We start from the raw sequence: 16,828 nt of genomic DNA, 5'->3' as shown, positions 1-16,828 counted from the left end.
TTGTGTGACGCCGAAATCTGTGACCGACGGCTTCGGCTTCGGCTCAGGCGCGGCGAGCGAGCGAGAACTGTGCGCCGCTGTCTGAGGTGCAGTTGAGCTGAGTCGGCGTGACCAGGGCACAATTGACCTTCTGCTGGGTGTTGCGCACCAGCGAGGTCATGTTGATTTCCACCAGGCGGTCGGATTGTAAGGTATAGGTGCCAGAGGCGAGAACCTGATTGGTGTCGGTGGTGCGGGTTGTAAACGTGCCGCCCTGGAAGGTGGAGACGATGCCATTCGGATCAGCCCAAGCGCCTTCCACGGTCGGCCCTTGCCTTACGGTCGGGAGCGGGCGAGGGCTGCTGGAGTAGCAAGACGAAAGCGCCATTGCACAGGCCGCGATTGCTACCAGGGACTTGAGTTGCATTCTGGTCTCCCACCGTCTTGGCGGCGTGAAATCGCCGTCCACTTGTCTAAAATTTTAAAAACCATGCCGTGAAGCCTTGTCCAAAGCAAGACCGGGATCCTGTCTGGTCCGGTTTATCCCGTCTGGATGCGATTTCCCGATGTTCCTGTCTCTATGAAAGCAAAAAGCCCGCCGCAAGGGCGACGGGCTTCAAGCTTGATGCCTAACGGCTCAACGAACCAGAATGTTCCGGAACTGCCACGGATCCTTTTCGTCGAGGTCTTCCGGGAACAGGCCCGGGCGGCCTTCGAGCGGGGTCCAGTCGGTGTAGTGGCCTTCGACCGGGCCGAGATACGGCATCTGCACTTCCAGGCAGCGCTTGTAGTCGATCTCGTCGGCTTCGACGATGCCGGCCTTCGGGTTCTCGAGTGCCCAGACCATGCCGGCGAGAACGGCAGAGGTTACCTGCAGGCCGGTGGCGTTCTGGTAAGGCGCGATGCGGCGGGTTTCTTCCAGCGACAGGCGCGAACCGTACCAGTAGGCGTTCTTGTCGTGGCCATAGAGCAGCACGCCGAGTTCGTCGACACCGTCAACCAGTTCGTTCTCGTCGAGAACGTGGAGAACCGGCTGCTGCTTGCCACCGTTGCCGAACATTTCGTGCAGCGACAGCACGGCGTCATTGGCCGGATGGTAGGCGTAGTGGCAGGTCGGACGATAGGCGACTTCGCCATCCTTCTCGACGGTGAAGTAGTCGGCGATCGAGATCGATTCGTTGTGGGTGACGAGGAAGCCATACTGCGGGCCAGGTGTCGGGCACCAGGTACGAACGCGGGTGTTGGCGCCCGGTTGCTCGAGGTAGATCGCGGCCTTGCAGCCCTTCTTGTGCTTCTTGGCGTTCTTCGGCATCCAGTTTTCGTGAGTGCCCCAGCCGAGTTCTGCCGGCTGCAGGCCTTCCGAGATGAAGCCTTCGACCGACCAGGTGTTCCAGAAGACGTTCATCGGCTTCGGGTTCTTGGCGCGCTGGGTGTCGCGTTCGGCAATGTGGATGCCCTTGACGCCGACTTTCTTCATCAGCTTGGCCCAGCCTTCGCGATCGTCCTGCGTCGGCTCTTCGAACTTGACGCCGAGTTCGTTGGCGACGTTGACCAGAGCCTGCTTGACGAACCAGGAAACCATGCCGGGGTTTGCGCCGCAGGTGGAAACGGCGGTGGTGCCGCCCGGGTTTTTCTTGATCTCGGCACGAACGGTTTCGCGCAGCGCGTAGTTGGTGCGCTCCGAATTCTTCATGTTCTTGTCGAAATAGAAGCCGAGCCAGGGCTCAACGACCGTGTCGATGTAGAGAACGTCGAGCTTGCGGCACATCTTCATCAGGTCGAGCGAACCGGTGTCGACCGAGAGGTTGACGCAGAAGCCCTGGCCCTTGCCGGCCTTCAGAAGCGGCTTGAGCAGTTCCTTGTAGTTTTCCTTGGTGACATGCGCCTGGATGTGCTTGACGCCGTGCTTGGCCAGAAGCTCTGCATCGTCGTTGCGCGGGTCGATGACGACCATCCGGCTCTTGTCGAACTTGAAGTGGCGCTCGATCAGCGGCAGCGTGCCACGGCCGATCGAACCAAAACCGATCATGACGATCGGGCCGGTGATCTCGCCGTAAACCGGATAGGATGTCTCACTCATTTTTGTCTCCTTGCAGGGCGCAGCGTCGTGCCGCGTGCACAATTGGGTCGTTGCCGAATGCGCATCGGCAGGGCCGATATTGGCGGCTCTAGATCACAAAATACTGACACAATAAAGAGTATGTCGCGGACCGCAGCCGCGATCAGGCGGAATTTTTCGCAAAATGCCGATTGCGCAGGCACTCAACGAGACGCGTGCGCTGGATATCGACGCCTTTGTAGGCTGCCTGTTGGGGTGTCAAGGCATCGAGCTGATCGGCAAGCGCCATTGCCAGACGCGGTCCTTCAGGGTGGTTTTCGAAGGCCGCGACCGGATCCAGATAGATGCGGATGGTGAAGACGATATCGCCCGTCTCAGGCAGTCTGGTCAGCGTCTGGCGCTCAACGCGGATCACGGCCTCATCGGGAGCGGCCGCGTCATTGCGACCGGTTTCGGGATGATGCAACTTTTGCCGCCAGTTGATCGACCAGTTGAAGCGCTCGGCCGGCTGGCCGGGCAGGAGATTGTCGAAGATGCGGTTGATCAGGGCCGCGTTGCGGGTGCCGCCCTGAAAGCCCGGCACATGCGCATGGATCTCCTCCATCGGGCGGTCGAATTTCTCGGCGAGCGACCAGGAGGAGGGAAAACACAGATGCGCTGCGGCGATGAACCAGCCGGCCTCGCGCCGCTTCATGATGACCAGATCGTCCTGGATGAGAAAGCCGGCGCGCATGAGGGGTGGAACCGCCTCGTCATCGAGGTCGATGGTATGGCCGGCGAGGGTGATGGCACTGCCGTCGCGGCGACAGAGATGCGGGTGCCGGGTTTCCAGGTGATCGACAATCAGGCGCAGGCATTCGCGCTGCGCTGGCAGGCTGTCCGCGGTTGCGCGAAATACGTCGTCGCGTTTCGCGGTCGCGAGCTGACGCTTCTCGTCGAGATAGGGCCGCAGCATTCCGTCAGGCTGGATCCAGCGGTCCGGATCGAGCGACGAGAGGCCGATGGTGAAGGGACGCGTTGGCCCGGCATAGGGCGTGTGGGTGAAGGTGGACATGATGAGGTGCGCCGGCTTGATTTGCGCGCAGCGTGCCGATTTGCTAGCCTCGTTGCAAGTGGGAGCTTCGTTGGTCCGGCCGGATGAGCAGTGGAGTAGACGTTGCTTTCTTGCCGTGGCGGGCTTGCTTGTGCTGATCGCCGTTTGGCGGGGGATGGAGATCAATACTGATATCGATTGCTGTTTCGATGACGATCATTCCACCTACATTTTCGACGATACATTGCGGGTTAAGGAATGCTGTCGACAGGAAGCGGATATGCGGTTGTTCTCACCTGCCTCGGACATCTGCCACGATCCTATAAATGAAGGACGCCATGCTTATGTCAGCTAACCTGGTCAAGGTTGATGTTTCGGAGAAAGTCATGTCCAGGCTTTCGTCATCGGCACGCGCGAGCCGTCGAGATGAGAGCGAGCTCGTCGAGGAGGCGATCGCAGAATATCTTGATCGGCAGGACATGGAACTGGCTGCGGTTGAGCAAGGTATGCTGGCCGCTGCAGACAGCGGTGTGATCTCGCACCAGGCCATGAAAGCATGGCTTTTGAGCTGGGGCACCGACAATGAGTTGCCTCCGCCCGAGCCTGATATCGTTCGGCGCAGATGATCAAACTCACCTGGGCGACGACGGCGTTGCTCGATCTGGCCCACATTCGTCACTACATCGCCCGGTTCAATCCGGCAGCGGCCAGCGCCGTGGCGCGGCAAATCGTCGATATTGCTGACTTGTTGGCCAACCATCCCGAAATGGGAGTCAGGACGAAACGCGAGCAGGTACGTCGTCTCGTGGTGCGGGGTAGCCCCTACATCATCTACTACAAGCTGGACGACGCGGGTGTGGAAATTCTTGAGATTTTTGACGGGAGGCAGGAGATTTCGCGCAGCGGACATCCTGAGCCGTAACCGGACAACTCGTCGTCAGTCCCGCAAACTCTCGAGCCCCGCAGCGGTCCGCGTGATCGCCACTTCGCTGATTGCGTATTCCGCCACACCTTCGATCGCGAACGGATCGGTTGCCGCATATGCCTCGATGTCCAGCCGATCCCCCCTGGCCAGTATGACGCCGCCGGTTCTGGGTACCTTGCGGCCGGAGGCGAGGAACATGCCGCTGTCATAGCCGGCATTGACCCAGGCCATGTGCGGCGCCATCAGCCGATCGGCGTCTTCCTGCGGTTTGACATAGGTGAGGGAGAGAATGAACATCAGTTTTCCTAGTCTTCGACCAGTTCGGCCGGGATCAGGCCGCGCAGCGAATTGCCGACGAACAGCTTGCGATATTTCAGGTCTTCCGGCTTAAGAACCTCGCTTTTCGCGCGGCGTTCGCGGATCAGTTCGGCGCGCAGCACGCCGGGTAGCAGACCGCTGGCGAGCGGCGGCGTCAGCAGGTTGCCGTCGGCCGCCTCGGCGAAGAGATTGGTGATCGTGCCCTCGCAGACCTCGCCGCGCTCGTTGAGCAGCAGGACTTCGTCGGCCTCTTCACGGGTGAATTCGGCCCGCGCCGCCTCGTAAGGATCGCGGCGCGAGGTCTTGTGGCGGAAAAGGGCATCCTCGGAATTCAGCCGGGTCTTGGCGATCCTGAGTTTCCAGACCTTTTCCTCGGGTTCCGCCTCGTAGGGCGTGGTCGTCACTTCCATCTTGCCGCGGAAGGACATCACCAGCCGCACGCGCAGCGCATGGTCGGCCGCGACTTCGCTTTTGAGCATGGCAAGCGGGTTCTGCGGCGCGCGAAAGCCCAGCGCGTCGGCGGAGCGAGTGAGGCGGCGCAAATGCTGGTCGATGCGAAGAAAACCTTCGCCCGGCTGCCAGCGCATGGTTTCAATCAGCGAGAAATCCATTCGTTCCCCACGGCAAAGCGCGCCTTCAAAAGACATTCGTCATATTCGGCTTCCGCCTTCGAATCGAAGACGATGCCGCCGCCGACATTGAAGACGGCTCTTTTATCATTGAAAAGGGTCAGCGTGCGGATCGCAACGGAAAAACGCATCGGGCCGGCCGGATCGCAATAGCCGATCGCGCCGCAATAGGCATCGCGTGGTCCTGCCTCCAGTTCGTGCAGGATACGCATGGCCCACATTTTCGGTGCGCCGGTGATCGAGCCGCAGGGGAAAAGTGCCGCCAAAATCTCCGGCAGGCCGATCTCCGGGCGGAGCTTTGCCCGGACATGGCTGACCATCTGATGCACGGTCGGATAGGTTTCGATGGCAAACAGTTTGGGAACGCTCAGCGTGCCGACCTCGGAAATGACGGAAACATCATTGCGCAGCAGGTCGACGATCATGCGGTTTTCGGCCTGGGTCTTTTCGTCAGCGAGCATAGCCTCGACTATCGCCGCATCCTCCTGCGGCGTTGCGCCGCGCGCAGCCGTGCCTTTCATCGGACGCGTCTCGAGAAAACGGTCCGCATCGACGGAAAAGAACAGTTCGGGCGAGCGTGAGAGGATGATGGGGTCACCGAAATCGATCAACGCGCCATAGTGAACGGGCTGGCGGGCAATCAGCGACCAGAAGGCGGCGCGGGGATCGCCTGACCAGGTGGCCGTGATCGGCATGGTCAGGTTGGCCTGATAGCAGTCTCCCTTGCGCAGGTGCTGGTGCAGCCGCTCAAAGCGGTCGGCATAGGTCGGCAGATCCCAGGCGGCGCGCAGTTCGCTCAGCAGCGGCGCATTGGGGATGGCATGTGGCGCGGATGCCAGGGGGTGGTCGGCCGGTTGAGGCGCGTCGAATACCCCAAAAGCGATCAGCGGGGTTGCGCGATTGTCCTCGATGAAGGCCCTGAGCTTATCCTCAAAGACGAAGCCTGCTTCGTAGGAGAGGAACCCCGCCAGCCATTTGCCCGATTGTCGCGCCTCTTCCAGGCGGGCAAGTGCTGGCAGCACCTCGTCTGCCGTCCGCGCGACGATCAGGTCGCGCGGTTCAGCAAAAACGAGGCTCTCGCCGCGCGGATCGTCGCGGAAAAGGGCATAGGGGGCATGCTCACCCATCGGGCGTTGGCGTCTCCTGCTCAGGAAGCGTTATCAAGCGCTTCCAATTCGTCGATAAGCCCCTCTATCATCGACAGACCCTTGGCCCAGAACGACGGGTCGGTGGCGTCGAGGCCAAAAGGCGCCAGAAGCTCCGAATGGTGCTTGGTGCCGCCGGCCTTCAGAAGCGCAAAATACTTCTGCTGGAAGCCGTCCTCGGCATTCTGGTAGACGGCATAGAGCGAGTTCACCAGGCAGTCGCCGAAGGCATAGGCGTAGACGTAGAAGGGCGAGTGGATGAAGTGGGGGATATAGGCCCACCAGGTCTCGTAGCCTTCCGAGATCTTGATCGCCGGCCCAAGGCTCTCTTCCTGAACCGAGAGCCAGAGTTCGCCGATCTTTTCAGCCGTCAGTTCGCCTTCCTTGCGGGCCGCATGGATCTTGCGCTCGAACTGGTAAAAGGCGATCTGACGCACGACCGTATTGATCATGTCCTCGACCTTCTGGGCGAGCATGGCCTTGCGCTCACGTTTGTCGGTCGTCTTGTCGAGCAGGGCACGGAAGGTCAGCATTTCGCCGAAGACGGAGGCGGTTTCGGCCAGTGTCAGTGGGGTCTGCGACATCATCGCACCCTGTTCGCCGGCCAGCACCTGATGCACGCCGTGGCCCAGTTCATGGGCGAGCGTCATGACGTCACGCGGCTTGCCGAGATAGTTCAGGAGGACATAAGGGTGCGCCGATGGCACGGTCGGATGGGCAAAGGCGCCCGGTGCCTTGCCGGGGCGTGCCGGCGCATCGATCCAGCCGCCGTCGAAGAAGCGGCCGGCGATCTCGGCCATTTCTGGCGCAAAGCCGCCATAGGCCGACAGGACCATGTCTTTTGCTTCGTCCCAGGGGATGAGACGGTCGGAGCTGTCCGGCAGCGGTGCGTTGCGGTCCCAGAAATTCATCTGCTCCATGCCGAGCCACTTGGCCTTCATCTTGTAGTAGCGATGGGACAGGCGCGGATAGGCTTCCTGAACCGCGGCCGCCAGCGCATCGACGACTTCGCGCTCGACGCGGTTGGCGAGATGGCGACTATCGGCGATGTCGTCGAAACCGCGCCAGCGGTCGGAGATTTCCTTGTCCTTGGCCAGCGTGTTGGTGACCAGGACGAAGACGCGGATATTGTCCCGGAATGTCTTCGACAGGGCTTCCGCAGCCTTGGCACGCCGCGCCGGGTCGGCATCCTGCAGCATGGTCAGGGTCGCCTCCAGCGGTTGTTCCTCTTCGCCGACCTTGAAGCGCAGGGAGGCCAAAGTCTCGTCGAAGAGACGGTTGAAAGCGGCAGCGCCTGTCTGGGATTTTTCGAGAAATAGCTGTTCGATCCGGTCGTCGAGCTGGAACGGCTTGTCCTTGCGCAGGTCGACGATCCACGGCTTGAAATGGGCGAGCGCCGGATCGCGGCCGACGGCGGCGTCGACAGCGTCGTCATCCAGGCGGTTGAGTTCGAGCGGGAAAAACAGCAAGCGGGCGGAAAGATCCGTGAGCTTGGCCTGGATGTCGCCGAAGAACTTGCCGTTTTCAGGGTTGATCATGTCGGAATAGTAGGTGAGGCCAGCATAGGAGCCGATGCGGCCGATCAGGTCTTCCAGTGCGTCCAACTCCTGCAGCGCGACAGCAACGCTTTCGGGTCCCACCGTCTCGATTGCCGCAGCCAGCTTGCCTTTCCATTTGGCTTCGAAGGCAAGCGCGTCGCGTGCGGCCTTCTCGACGGCGTCGAGAAACTCCGGCGAGGTCTGCGACGGATAGAGGTCTTCCAATTTCCAGACCGGCAGGTCGCCAAGGGCCGAGGTCTGCGCTGCAGAGGCCGCGGTTGACGGGCTCATGGCGGGGCGTTGGTCGATCATCATGGCGGTGTCCTTTCTCTGTCGGTCGCGTGGGAGATGTAGTCAGTGATTGGCCGGACGGCAAGCACCTGAGCACGACGCGGCACGGCGCTAATGGGTGTGCACTGACAGGTTCTGCGCCTGTGGATTGTGCCAATTCAGGTTAGAGACAGTTAAAATGCGAGCATTTCTTCAAAGAACATGTTCAGTCCTTTCTGGCAGGCTCCCCGCTTGAAACGACCCAGGAGCGCGAACGCGCCAGCATGGATCCGGGGAGCCACAGTTGACCGCACATATCCTAGTTATCGATGAGGATCCGACGCAGCGTCGGACATTGAAGTTCGCCATCGAGGCGCAAGGGCATATTGCCCACATGGCCGAGACGCAGCATGCGGGGATTGAAATCCTGCGGCGTAATCGGGATGTGATCAATGTCGTGCTGGTCGATGCCTCATCCGCCAATGGCCTGCCGGCCGCGCTTCTGTCCACGCTTTCGGAGATCAACCCAACCATACCGGCGATCGTTCTGACTGCGGATGGAGCGACGGATACGGCGCTTGCAGCCGTTCGCGGGGGGGCCTTCGATTTTCTGGTCAAGCCCTTTGCGCCCGAGCGCCTGATGGGGGCGGTGCAGGCCGCCTTGAAAATCCATCACAGCAGCCTGCAGGGCAAGGCACCACGCAGGGCCCGCAGCGGCGCAGTCAGCTTTTCCGATGTGGTATCGGTCAGCTCGGCGATGTCGCGGGTGGTCGAGCTGGGCCGTCGGGCAGCGCAATCTGCCATTCCGGTCATGCTCGAAGGCGAGGCGGGTGTCGGCAAGGAACTGATCGCACGCGCCATCCATGCCGCGAGCGATCGTTCGTCAAAGCCGTTTGTCTCGGTGAATTGCAATGCGGCCGCGGCCAGCCAGATCGAGGAAGCGCTGTTCGGCGCCGAGCGCGGTGTGCCCGTGGATGGCGATGTCGTGCCGGGCAAGATTTCCGATGCGGATGGCGGATCGCTTTTCATCGAGGAAATCAGCGAGTTGTCGGCGCAGGCGCAGATCAGGTTGCTGGAACTGGTGCAGTCGGGCGAACTCGATGGCGGCGCCTCGCGCAAGTCGCGCAAGGTCAATGTGCGGCTGATTCTCTCGACCAACAAGGATCTGATCGAGGAGGTGAAGGCTGGCCGTTTCCGCGAGGATCTCTATTACCGCCTGAATGTCTTCCCGATCACGATTGCCGCGCTGCGCCGACGCAAGGAAGACATTCCGCATCTGGTGCGGGCCTTCGTCGAGCGGTTCTCGCTGGAGCAGCGGCTGGTCAAGACCTTGCAGATCGATTCATCGGCAATTGCCCTGCTGACGGCCTTCGACTGGCCGGGCAATACGCGTCAGCTCGAGAACGCGATCTTCCGTGCCGTCGTGCTGGCCGAAAGCAGTGTCCTTGGCGAATCGGATTTTCCGCATATAGCCTCCCAGGTTCCCACGATCCGCAGCGCAGGACACAATCACGACGTGCCAGTGGGCTTGAACGAGCCGAGCACGATGGCGCGGGTGCAAGCGGCACTGGCCGAGCGCACCGCCAGTTTTGCGGCGGTGACGCCACCCGCTGCGCCTGCGGCTGCCGCAGGCGGTCTTGGCAATGTCATCATCAGCACCGACGAAGCCGGCAATGTTCGCAAACTCGCTGAAATTGAAGAGGAATTGATCCGTTTCGCGTTGAAATTCTACCGCGGGCAGATGAGCCAGGTGGCCCGCAAGCTGGGGATCGGCCGCTCGACGCTTTATCGCAAACTCAAGGACTACGGCATCGACCCCGACGATCCGCAGAAGCACGCTGCCTGAGTCCCAGTTTGACCGGTGTTAACTTTGGGGTAAGCTTAATCGCCTACCACAAGCTAAGCACTTGTTAGGCAAGCGTTCACTATATATGGATTGCTTGCGGATCTGTGGCAGATTTGCCATGCTATGACCGCATTTGACATTCATTTGAGTTTGCCTGGGACGTAGTCTTTGGACGGGGATTGCATTGCATACATCGCAGGACATTAGCGCGCCTCTCAAGCACAACGGGCGCTTATCCCGGATTGCTTGCGCGCATTTCGCGACGAGGCTCATGCTGCCGCTGTTCGCGATGGTTTTTATCAGTGCATTTACGCTTGTCGGCACGACCAGAACTGCCGCGGCCGAGACCCGGACGCTGAATATCGAGTTCGTTCATACGGGCGAAAAAGCCTCGATCACCTTCAAGCGCAACGGTCGCTACGATCCCAAGGGTCTAAAGCAACTCAATTACATTCTCCGCGACTGGCGTCGCAACGAGCCGACCAAGATGGATCCGCGCCTGTTCGATCTCGTGTGGGAAGTCTACAAGCGCTCCGGCGGCAAGGGCTATATCAAGGCCGTCTCCGGCTACCGCTCGCCCCAGACCAATTCGATGCTGCGTTCGCGCTCGAAGGGTGTGGCGAAGGAAAGCCAGCACATGCGCGGCACCGCGATGGATTTTTACATTCCGGGCGTACCGCTGAAGACCATTCGTGAAAACGGCGTGAAGCTTCAGGCTGGCGGTGTCGGCTACTATCCCAATTCCGGTTCGCCATTTGTCCACCTGGATGTCGGCGGCGTGCGCGCATGGCCGCGGATGAACCGCCAGGATCTCGTTCGGCTTTTCCCCGATGGCAAGACCGTTCACCTCCCTTCAGACGGCAAACCGTTGCCGGGTTACCAGCAGGCGATGGCCGAATACAAGAAGCGTCTGGCTTCCGGCAATCCGATCCTGATGGCAGAAGAAAAGAGCCCGTCTCGGTCGAAGAACCTGCTTGCCATGCTGTTTGGCGGTGGTGACGAGGACGAGGAAGAAGATGTCAGCGTGCCCGCCGAGCGTCCCGCCGTCGCGAGACAGCCGCAGCGCGAGGAACCGGCGCCGGCCGTCGTGATCGCATCCGAGCCGGTCATGGTCGCCAATGCCCTGCCGGGCGTCGAGCAGCCGTCGCTGGCAGCTCTGCCTGTGCCGCAGGCGCGGCCATCGCTGAAGCAGGCCGATGCAAGTCTTGCCGTTGCCCTTTACCAACCGCCCCGCAACGCGGCCGAGGATGCGCTCAGCCAGGTCGCCAGTGGCGTACCGGTGCCAACCGAGGCACCGACCAGCGAATTTGCCGATCTACAGGCCGTGAAGATTCCGATTCCGACCTTGCTTGGACCACGTGGCATGCCGGGCAACGCCGAACAGGGCGCGACCGCGAATGTCATGACCGCATCGATCGACCCGGCGATGACAGAAGGGGCGGTGCTGGCTGACGGTATGACGGTTCCAGTCCCGTCGGTGCGTCCGTCCGTTGCCGAGGCCTTGCTGGCGAATGCCGATTCGGAAATCGAAGCGGAGGTCGACGAAGTCGAGCAGGCCATCCTGTCGCCGGAGGCGGCCGAAGCGCTCGAGCAGGGTAATGCCCAGCCCGAGATGGCTGCAGCGCCGATTCCGGCCGCCTATCCGAAGGATATGGCCGTGGTGGCCAAGGTTGAAGACGCGCCTGCAGCGCAGCCGCAACAGCCGGCCCGTTATATCGAGGTCGCCTCGATCGATCAGGAAGAGGCAGCCGAGCCCGAGACGCAGTTTGGCGATATGTTCGATACGCCGGTCGGCCAGGCTGATGGGGTCGAGGCAGGTCTGCCGACAAAGGGTGGCCGTCCGAGTGAGCTTGAAGCCGAGCAGGCGCGCATGGCCACCATGACCGGCGGCGCCAAGCTGACCAAAAGCATGATCACGCAGTGGGCGCTGAGCAAGGATACCTTTGCCACGGTCAGCAAGCCGGTCAAAGCACCGCGCATTGTCGCCCGTTCGCTCAGTGCTCCGGGGTCTGCCATTCCGGTTGGTTTCAAGCAGGGAGCGACCTCTGTCGACCCGAACCGTTTCGGCCAGCCCAAATCTTAAACAAAACACAGATCCAAACAGACAAAACCCGCCATCTGGCGGGTTTTTCGTTTGTGTGCCGGATGAGCCGTGTTGCCTATCTCGGGCGCCGGCTGAACCCAGCAACAAAAAACCCGCCACGAGGGCGGGTTCCCGGTATTGGCTGAACCTGATATCGGCTGAAAGCGCTTATTCGGCTTCCGGCGGATTTTCGATCATGCCGAGCGCGTGCAGGTAGGTGTCGAGGATCAGGTCCTCTTCCATGCGCTCCTGGTCGTCCTTCTTGCGAAGGGCGATGACCTTCTTGAGGATCTTCGTGTCGAAGCCCATGGACTTGGCTTCGCCATAGACGTCCTTGATGTCGTCGGCGATGGTCTTCTTTTCTTCTTCGAGACGCTCGATGCGCTCAACAAAGGCGCGGAGCTGGTCGCGGGCGACGCCGTGGGCAGCATCAGACATGGGCAATCTCCTTCGTAGGGGAATTTATCGGTGGCGATGAACTGCCGTGAACGAAGCCCCGCGTCAAGTCCCAAAGACGCGGAGGCGATCACTCCTTCGGCCGGTTCTGCTCGAAGGCGGCTTTCTTCTTGTCATCGGCTTCCTGCTGATGCTGCGCCTTCCACTCGTCATAGGGCATGCCATAGACGATCTCGCGGGACTCGTCCCTGGTCAGGTCATGACCTGCGGCCTTTGCGGCATCGAGATACCAGTTGGACAGACAGTTGCGGCAGAAGCCGGCAAGGTTCATCAGATCGATGTTCTGCACATCGGAGCGCTCGCGCAAATGAGAGACCAGGCGGCGGAAGGCTGCGGCCTCGAACTCGATCTGCTGCTGGTCGTTCGGCAGGGTCATGACACAAACTCCTTTGAATTCAGATCGGAAGTGGGGAATTCGAAACCCTCAGGGTAGGGGCCGGTGCGCGAAGCGTGCACTTCGTAGCGATGAAGGGCAGGGTCGGCATTCATCCGGGCAAAGACCGGTTGCAGACGATCGGCCCAGGCCGTCACGCCGGCTTCATGGCCAATCAGATCCTGACGGACCTCCAACAGGGCATGCGGGATGCCCTTGATCATGCAGTGACGATACATTGTGTCACCCTTCAGCGCGCCATCATAGGGCTCGTTGTCGCCGACGAGGATGTCGCCCGGTTCGCCCAGCAGATCGATCAGCGGGCGCACCGCGCGATGGTCCGTGTCCCACAAGACTGCGGCGTGCCAGGGACGTGGAACGCCTTTCCATGCTGGCGTGTAGGAATGCAGCGACAGGACGAGCGGTGCCCTGCCGGAGATTTCCGCGGCCTTGGCGATCGTATCGCCGACAGCATGGTGGTATGGCCGGTGAAACGTCTCGATGCGGCGCTGCCATTCGTCGGTTGAAATCGGATGATTGCCGGGGATGATCGCGCCGTCCGAGATACGCATGATGATCGTCGGGTCGTCCTCGCCGCGATTCGGATCGATCAGCAGGCGGGAAAAACGCGACATCACGGCCGGCACGCCCAGGCGGCCGGCGAGCTCCCTGGTCAGCGCCTCGATGCCGATGTCAAAAGCAATATGGCGCTCGAAAGCCGAATCCGGCAGGCCCAGGCGGTGATAACCCGGCGGAATGTGGTTGGTCGCGTGATCGGCAAGCAGGATCAAGCCGCTGTCATATCGGCCGTCTACAATCTCAAAAGGCAGGAATTCGTTCATCAGTTCGAAGCCATCTCATGGTAGAGGGGCTTGATCGCATGGGGGAATAGGGAGCGCAAGCTTTCACCTCGGTCACGTTTGTGCCAAGATCGGACATGATGGTTCCACCCCTGACCCGAGTGGGAATTATAATCGATTAGAGTTGCGTTGACATTCTTGGGTCATCATCGCAAGAAGGCATCCAATGCGCATTTATGGAGTTCCGGCGGCAATCGTGCAGAAGCAACATCGACAGACTTGCGACCGCGCTGCCGCGCGATTTTTAAAGCCCCTTCTTCTCGTTGGAGCCTTGCTCGCGCCATTCATGGCAGCCAGTGCAGCGCACGCCGAATTCAGGGTCTGCAACGGGACGCAGAATTTGGTCGGCGTCTCCGTCGGATATCGAGCCGAGGAGGGCTGGATCACCGAGGGCTGGTGGCAAGTGCCGGCTGGTACATGCGCCACGCTGATCGAAGGCGAACTGCAGTCGCGCTACTATTATCTCTATGCTGAAGATGCCGCCCGTGGCGGACGTTGGGCTGGCGACATCAACATGTGTGTTGCCGAGAACGAGTTCAAGATCGTCGGCGTGAACGACTGCTTCGCGCGGGGCTATCAGCAAATGGGATTCAAGGAATATGACACCGGCCGGCAGGGCAGCTGGATGGTCCAGCTCTCCGATACGTCGGGCACGCAAGAAAGCCAGAACTGATGAAGCGCAACCGCAAAGTAAAGATCCTTGCAACGCTCGGGCCAGCCTCTTCCGACGAGGCGATGATCCGGAAACTTCATGAAGCCGGTGCCGATCTTTTCCGTATCAACATGAGCCATTCGAGCCATGAGATGCTGCGGACGCTGATCCAGCGCATTCGCAGTGTCGAAGCCGCCTGCGGCCGTCCGATCGGCATTCTGGCCGACCTTCAAGGGCCCAAGCTTCGTGTTGGCAAATTCGCCGAGACCACGGTTGAGTTGAAGCCGGGTCAGACCTTCACGCTTGACAGCAACGAAGCTCCTGGCGACGCCACCCGCGTCTACCTGCCGCATCCGGAAATCATGGAATCGGTCAATGTCGGCGACCGCCTGCTGATCGACGACGGCAAGCTGCATCTGAAGGCGGTGAAGTGCGACGGCAAGACCATCGTCACCGAAGTCGTGTCGGGTACGAAGATTTCCGACCGCAAGGGCGTCAGCCTGCCCGATACCATTCTGGCAACCGGCGTTTTGACCGACAAGGACCGGGCCGACCTGGATGCCGTTCTGGCGACCAATGACGTCGACTGGGTTGCGCTGTCGTTCATCCAGCGTCCGGAAGACCTGGCCGAAGTGCGCAAGATCGCCAAGGGCCGCGTCGGCCTGATGTCGAAGATCGAAAAGCCGCAGGCAATCGAGCGCATCGACGAAATCATCGAGCTCTCCGACGCCCTGATGGTGGCCCGTGGCGACCTTGGCGTGGAAATGCCGCTGGAACGTGTTCCCGGCATCCAGAAGCAGCTGATCCGCGCCTGCCGCCGCGAAGGCAAGCCGGTGGTCGTTGCCACGCAGATGCTCGAATCGATGATCACCGCGCCGGTTCCGACCCGCGCCGAAGTCTCTGACGTCGCGACCGCCGTGTTCGAAGGCGCCGATGCCATCATGCTGTCGGCCGAATCGGCCTCCGGTCAGTATCCCGTCGAGGCTGTGGCCACCATGGCGTCGATTGCGGCGACCATCGAGCGCGAACCGCATTATCCGGGCATCATCTACGCCCAGCGTGCCCAGCCGGAAGCAACCGGCGCCGATGCGATTTCGCTGGCCGCCCGCCAGATCGCCGAGACGCTGAAGCTGCAGGCGATCGTCTGTTACACATCGTCGGGCAATACCGGCCTGCGCGCCTCGCGCGAGCGCCCGGAAGTGCCGATCATCGCGCTGTCGCCGGTCATCCAGACCGCACGCCGCCTGTCGGTGGTCTGGGGCCTGCATTGCGTCGTGGCCAAGGAGCCGACCGATCTCGACGACATGGTCAACGGCGCCTGCCGGATCGTGGTCGAGGAAGGCTTCGGTAAGCCGGCTGACCGCATCATCATCTCGGCTGGCGTTCCGCTCGGCACGCCGGGCGCGACCAACATGCTGCGCATCGCCTATATCGGCGCTGACGGCCAGTCGGGCATCTGATCGCATCCCATTGCCAAGACCTGGAAAAGCCGCCTTCGGGCGGCTTTTTTGTTGCCGTTTCCGAGATGCTTCGGCTGAGGTTTTGTGCCGTATTCGCTTTGGGGGCAAGCGACCAATGTCAACGCTGGACGGCGCCTTGGTCTATGCTGTTGGCAGCAAGCGTCGGCTCCAGGGCACGTGCCATGGCCTGCAGGTCTTGCGGTCGGCCGGCGAGCGTCTCGATTGCTGCAATTGCCAGATCGGTCGCGATATAGTCCGGCTTGTGGCCGAGACCTTTGATCCAGACAAGTTCCGATCCCTTTATGTCGCGGGCGAGGCCGCGCGAATGGATCTCCTCCAGCACGATCTCGTCGCTGTCGCCGGTGATGACCACAGTTGGCTTGTGGATCTCGCTGTAGTGCGGCGCAAAGCGCGTCACGTAGCCGAGCAGGTTGGCGACATCCGTGGCATTGGCGCGGAAGGTGGACGGCCTCAGCACCAGCGCAGGACCGGTGTCATTTGCATAGGTTTGCGAGCGCGCGTTCGGCGCAAAGACATGGCTGGTTGCCGCGTCGAGCCTGGCCATGCCGGCATGCAGCGCCAGAGTGTGGCAAAAGATTGGACCGATGATCGGCGTCGAGGCGAGATGGTAGTACCAGTCGACGCCACCGGGCCAGGGATGGGTTGCCGCGGCGAGGAACAGCAGGCCTGCGGTCTTGTCGGGAAACAGCACGCCGAAGCTTGCGGTGATCGCGCCGCCGAAGGAATGGCCGACGATGATCGCCCGGTCGATGCCCTTCAATTCCATCAGCCTGGCAATGGCGCGCGCCTGCCCGTCGGGAAAGTCGTTTTCCGGGCCGCCACGTTCGGAATAGCCATGGCCGGGTCGATCGACGAACAGCATCTCGGCCCGCCCCTGCAGCGGCGCCAGGAAGGCGCCGGCCTGGTCGCGCAGGTTGCCGCTTGCGCCGTGGATGAAGACGATCGGTGGCAAATCGGCATTCGGGCCTGCGGGCACATGCAGCGCGTTGAGGCGGTAGCCGCCGACATCTGTCAGCGTGCCGGTGTTCGGGTAGGCCGCTTCGATCATCCTGGCGCGGACATAGGTCGCGGCGGCCAGAACAAGAAGCAGTGCGGCCAGAAAGATGACGATGGCCAGCACGATCAGGCCCGGTCTGAGGGGAATTGGCAAGGAGATGGCAGCTTTCCAAATGGCGGGGCAG

The 16,828-nt window shown here is 61.3% G+C and carries 17 protein-coding genes; 6 read left to right on the top strand and 11 right to left on the bottom strand.

What is annotated here, in order from left to right; translation table 11 throughout:
- Positions 1 to 43: 43 nt before the first annotated feature.
- The 3 genes from omp10 to LQ231_RS17115 all read right to left on the bottom strand — a co-directional run bounded on the left by omp10 (position 44) and on the right by LQ231_RS17115 (position 3,092).
- Positions 44 to 406, bottom strand: a complete 363-nt coding sequence (omp10, locus tag LQ231_RS17125) for an outer membrane lipoprotein Omp10 (RefSeq protein ID WP_113142144.1) — start codon at positions 404 to 406, stop codon at positions 44 to 46.
- A 210-nt stretch (positions 407 to 616) separates the two neighbouring features.
- Positions 617 to 2,059, bottom strand: a complete 1,443-nt coding sequence (locus LQ231_RS17120; protein WP_113142143.1) for a homospermidine synthase — start codon at positions 2,057 to 2,059, stop codon at positions 617 to 619.
- 142 nt (positions 2,060 to 2,201) lie between these two features.
- The gene (locus tag LQ231_RS17115) at positions 2,202 to 3,092 is read right to left on the bottom strand and encodes a DUF3445 domain-containing protein (RefSeq protein ID WP_230172431.1); all 891 of its coding nucleotides are present in this window, start codon (positions 3,090 to 3,092) and stop codon (positions 2,202 to 2,204) included.
- Between the two features lie 305 nt (positions 3,093 to 3,397).
- Between LQ231_RS17115 and LQ231_RS17110 the strand changes: the two genes are divergently transcribed.
- A complete protein-coding gene (locus LQ231_RS17110) occupies positions 3,398 to 3,697 on the top strand; it encodes a ribbon-helix-helix protein, CopG family (protein ID WP_230172430.1) in 300 nt (99 codons plus the stop codon).
- Entirely contained in the window at positions 3,694 to 3,993 is a 300-nt protein-coding gene (locus LQ231_RS17105; protein ID WP_230172428.1) for a type II toxin-antitoxin system RelE/ParE family toxin, read from the top strand. The genes LQ231_RS17110 and LQ231_RS17105 overlap by 4 nt, the downstream gene beginning before the upstream one ends.
- Positions 3,994 to 4,008: 15 nt before the next feature.
- Here LQ231_RS17105 and LQ231_RS17100 read toward each other — a convergent pair whose 3' ends face one another.
- From LQ231_RS17100 to LQ231_RS17085, 4 genes are read right to left on the bottom strand one after another with little or no spacing between them, the layout of a single operon-like run.
- Complete coding sequence (locus LQ231_RS17100) at positions 4,009 to 4,293, bottom strand: YciI family protein (protein WP_230172427.1); 285 nt, start codon at positions 4,291 to 4,293, stop codon at positions 4,009 to 4,011.
- An 8-nt stretch (positions 4,294 to 4,301) separates the two neighbouring features.
- Positions 4,302 to 4,925 (bottom strand): aminotransferase class IV family protein, encoded by a 624-nt coding sequence (locus LQ231_RS17095; protein WP_230172426.1) that lies wholly within the window; start codon positions 4,923 to 4,925, stop codon positions 4,302 to 4,304.
- Positions 4,910 to 6,070 carry an aminodeoxychorismate synthase component I gene (locus tag LQ231_RS17090; protein WP_230172424.1) on the bottom strand — a complete coding sequence of 387 codons (1,161 nt, stop codon included), beginning with the start codon at positions 6,068 to 6,070 and terminating at the stop codon, positions 4,910 to 4,912. Before LQ231_RS17090 ends, LQ231_RS17095 begins: the two co-directional genes overlap by 16 nt.
- A 20-nt stretch (positions 6,071 to 6,090) precedes the next feature.
- Positions 6,091 to 7,941, bottom strand: a complete 1,851-nt coding sequence (locus tag LQ231_RS17085; protein WP_230172422.1) for a M3 family oligoendopeptidase — start codon at positions 7,939 to 7,941, stop codon at positions 6,091 to 6,093.
- 259 nt (positions 7,942 to 8,200) lie between these two features.
- Here LQ231_RS17085 and LQ231_RS17080 point away from each other — a divergent pair, with 259 nt between their 5' ends.
- Both LQ231_RS17080 and LQ231_RS17075 read left to right on the top strand, forming a co-directional pair.
- Positions 8,201 to 9,742, top strand: a complete 1,542-nt coding sequence (locus tag LQ231_RS17080) for a sigma-54 dependent transcriptional regulator (RefSeq protein WP_230172420.1) — start codon at positions 8,201 to 8,203, stop codon at positions 9,740 to 9,742.
- A gap of 271 nt (positions 9,743 to 10,013) precedes the next feature.
- Entirely contained in the window at positions 10,014 to 11,825 is a 1,812-nt protein-coding gene (locus tag LQ231_RS17075; protein WP_230172419.1) for a DUF882 domain-containing protein, read from the top strand.
- 168 nt (positions 11,826 to 11,993) lie between these two features.
- Here the strand turns inward: LQ231_RS17075 and LQ231_RS17070 are convergent, their stop codons facing one another.
- The 3 genes from LQ231_RS17070 to LQ231_RS17060 all read right to left on the bottom strand — a co-directional run bounded on the left by LQ231_RS17070 (position 11,994) and on the right by LQ231_RS17060 (position 13,496).
- Positions 11,994 to 12,263, bottom strand: coding sequence for a DUF2312 domain-containing protein (locus LQ231_RS17070; RefSeq protein WP_007607128.1), 270 nt, complete (start codon positions 12,261 to 12,263; stop codon positions 11,994 to 11,996).
- Between the two features lie 88 nt (positions 12,264 to 12,351).
- On the bottom strand, positions 12,352 to 12,657 hold the full coding sequence (locus LQ231_RS17065; RefSeq protein WP_113142132.1) for a DUF1244 domain-containing protein: 306 nt from the start codon (positions 12,655 to 12,657) through the stop codon (positions 12,352 to 12,354).
- Positions 12,654 to 13,496 (bottom strand): N-formylglutamate amidohydrolase, encoded by an 843-nt coding sequence (locus tag LQ231_RS17060; protein WP_230172417.1) that lies wholly within the window; start codon positions 13,494 to 13,496, stop codon positions 12,654 to 12,656. The genes LQ231_RS17065 and LQ231_RS17060 overlap by 4 nt, the downstream gene beginning before the upstream one ends.
- 304 nt (positions 13,497 to 13,800) lie before the next feature.
- Between LQ231_RS17060 and LQ231_RS17055 the strand changes: the two genes are divergently transcribed.
- Positions 13,801 to 14,187 carry a DUF1036 domain-containing protein gene (locus LQ231_RS17055; protein WP_085995858.1) on the top strand — a complete coding sequence of 129 codons (387 nt, stop codon included), beginning with the start codon at positions 13,801 to 13,803 and terminating at the stop codon, positions 14,185 to 14,187.
- Positions 14,187 to 15,626 (top strand): pyruvate kinase, encoded by a 1,440-nt coding sequence (pyk, locus tag LQ231_RS17050; protein ID WP_113142130.1) that lies wholly within the window; start codon positions 14,187 to 14,189, stop codon positions 15,624 to 15,626. The genes LQ231_RS17055 and pyk overlap by 1 nt, the downstream gene beginning before the upstream one ends.
- A gap of 118 nt (positions 15,627 to 15,744) precedes the next feature.
- Here pyk and LQ231_RS17045 read toward each other — a convergent pair whose 3' ends face one another.
- On the bottom strand, positions 15,745 to 16,797 hold the full coding sequence (locus tag LQ231_RS17045) for an alpha/beta hydrolase (protein ID WP_230172415.1): 1,053 nt from the start codon (positions 16,795 to 16,797) through the stop codon (positions 15,745 to 15,747).
- Between the last annotated feature and the right edge of the window lie 31 nt (positions 16,798 to 16,828).

Source organism: Rhizobium sp. CECT 9324 (genome assembly GCF_918741265.1).
Classification (GTDB): domain Bacteria; phylum Pseudomonadota; class Alphaproteobacteria; order Rhizobiales; family Rhizobiaceae; genus Allorhizobium.
The sequence above is the reverse complement of the archived record's forward strand: the minus strand, read 5'-3'. Positions and strand labels throughout refer to the sequence as shown.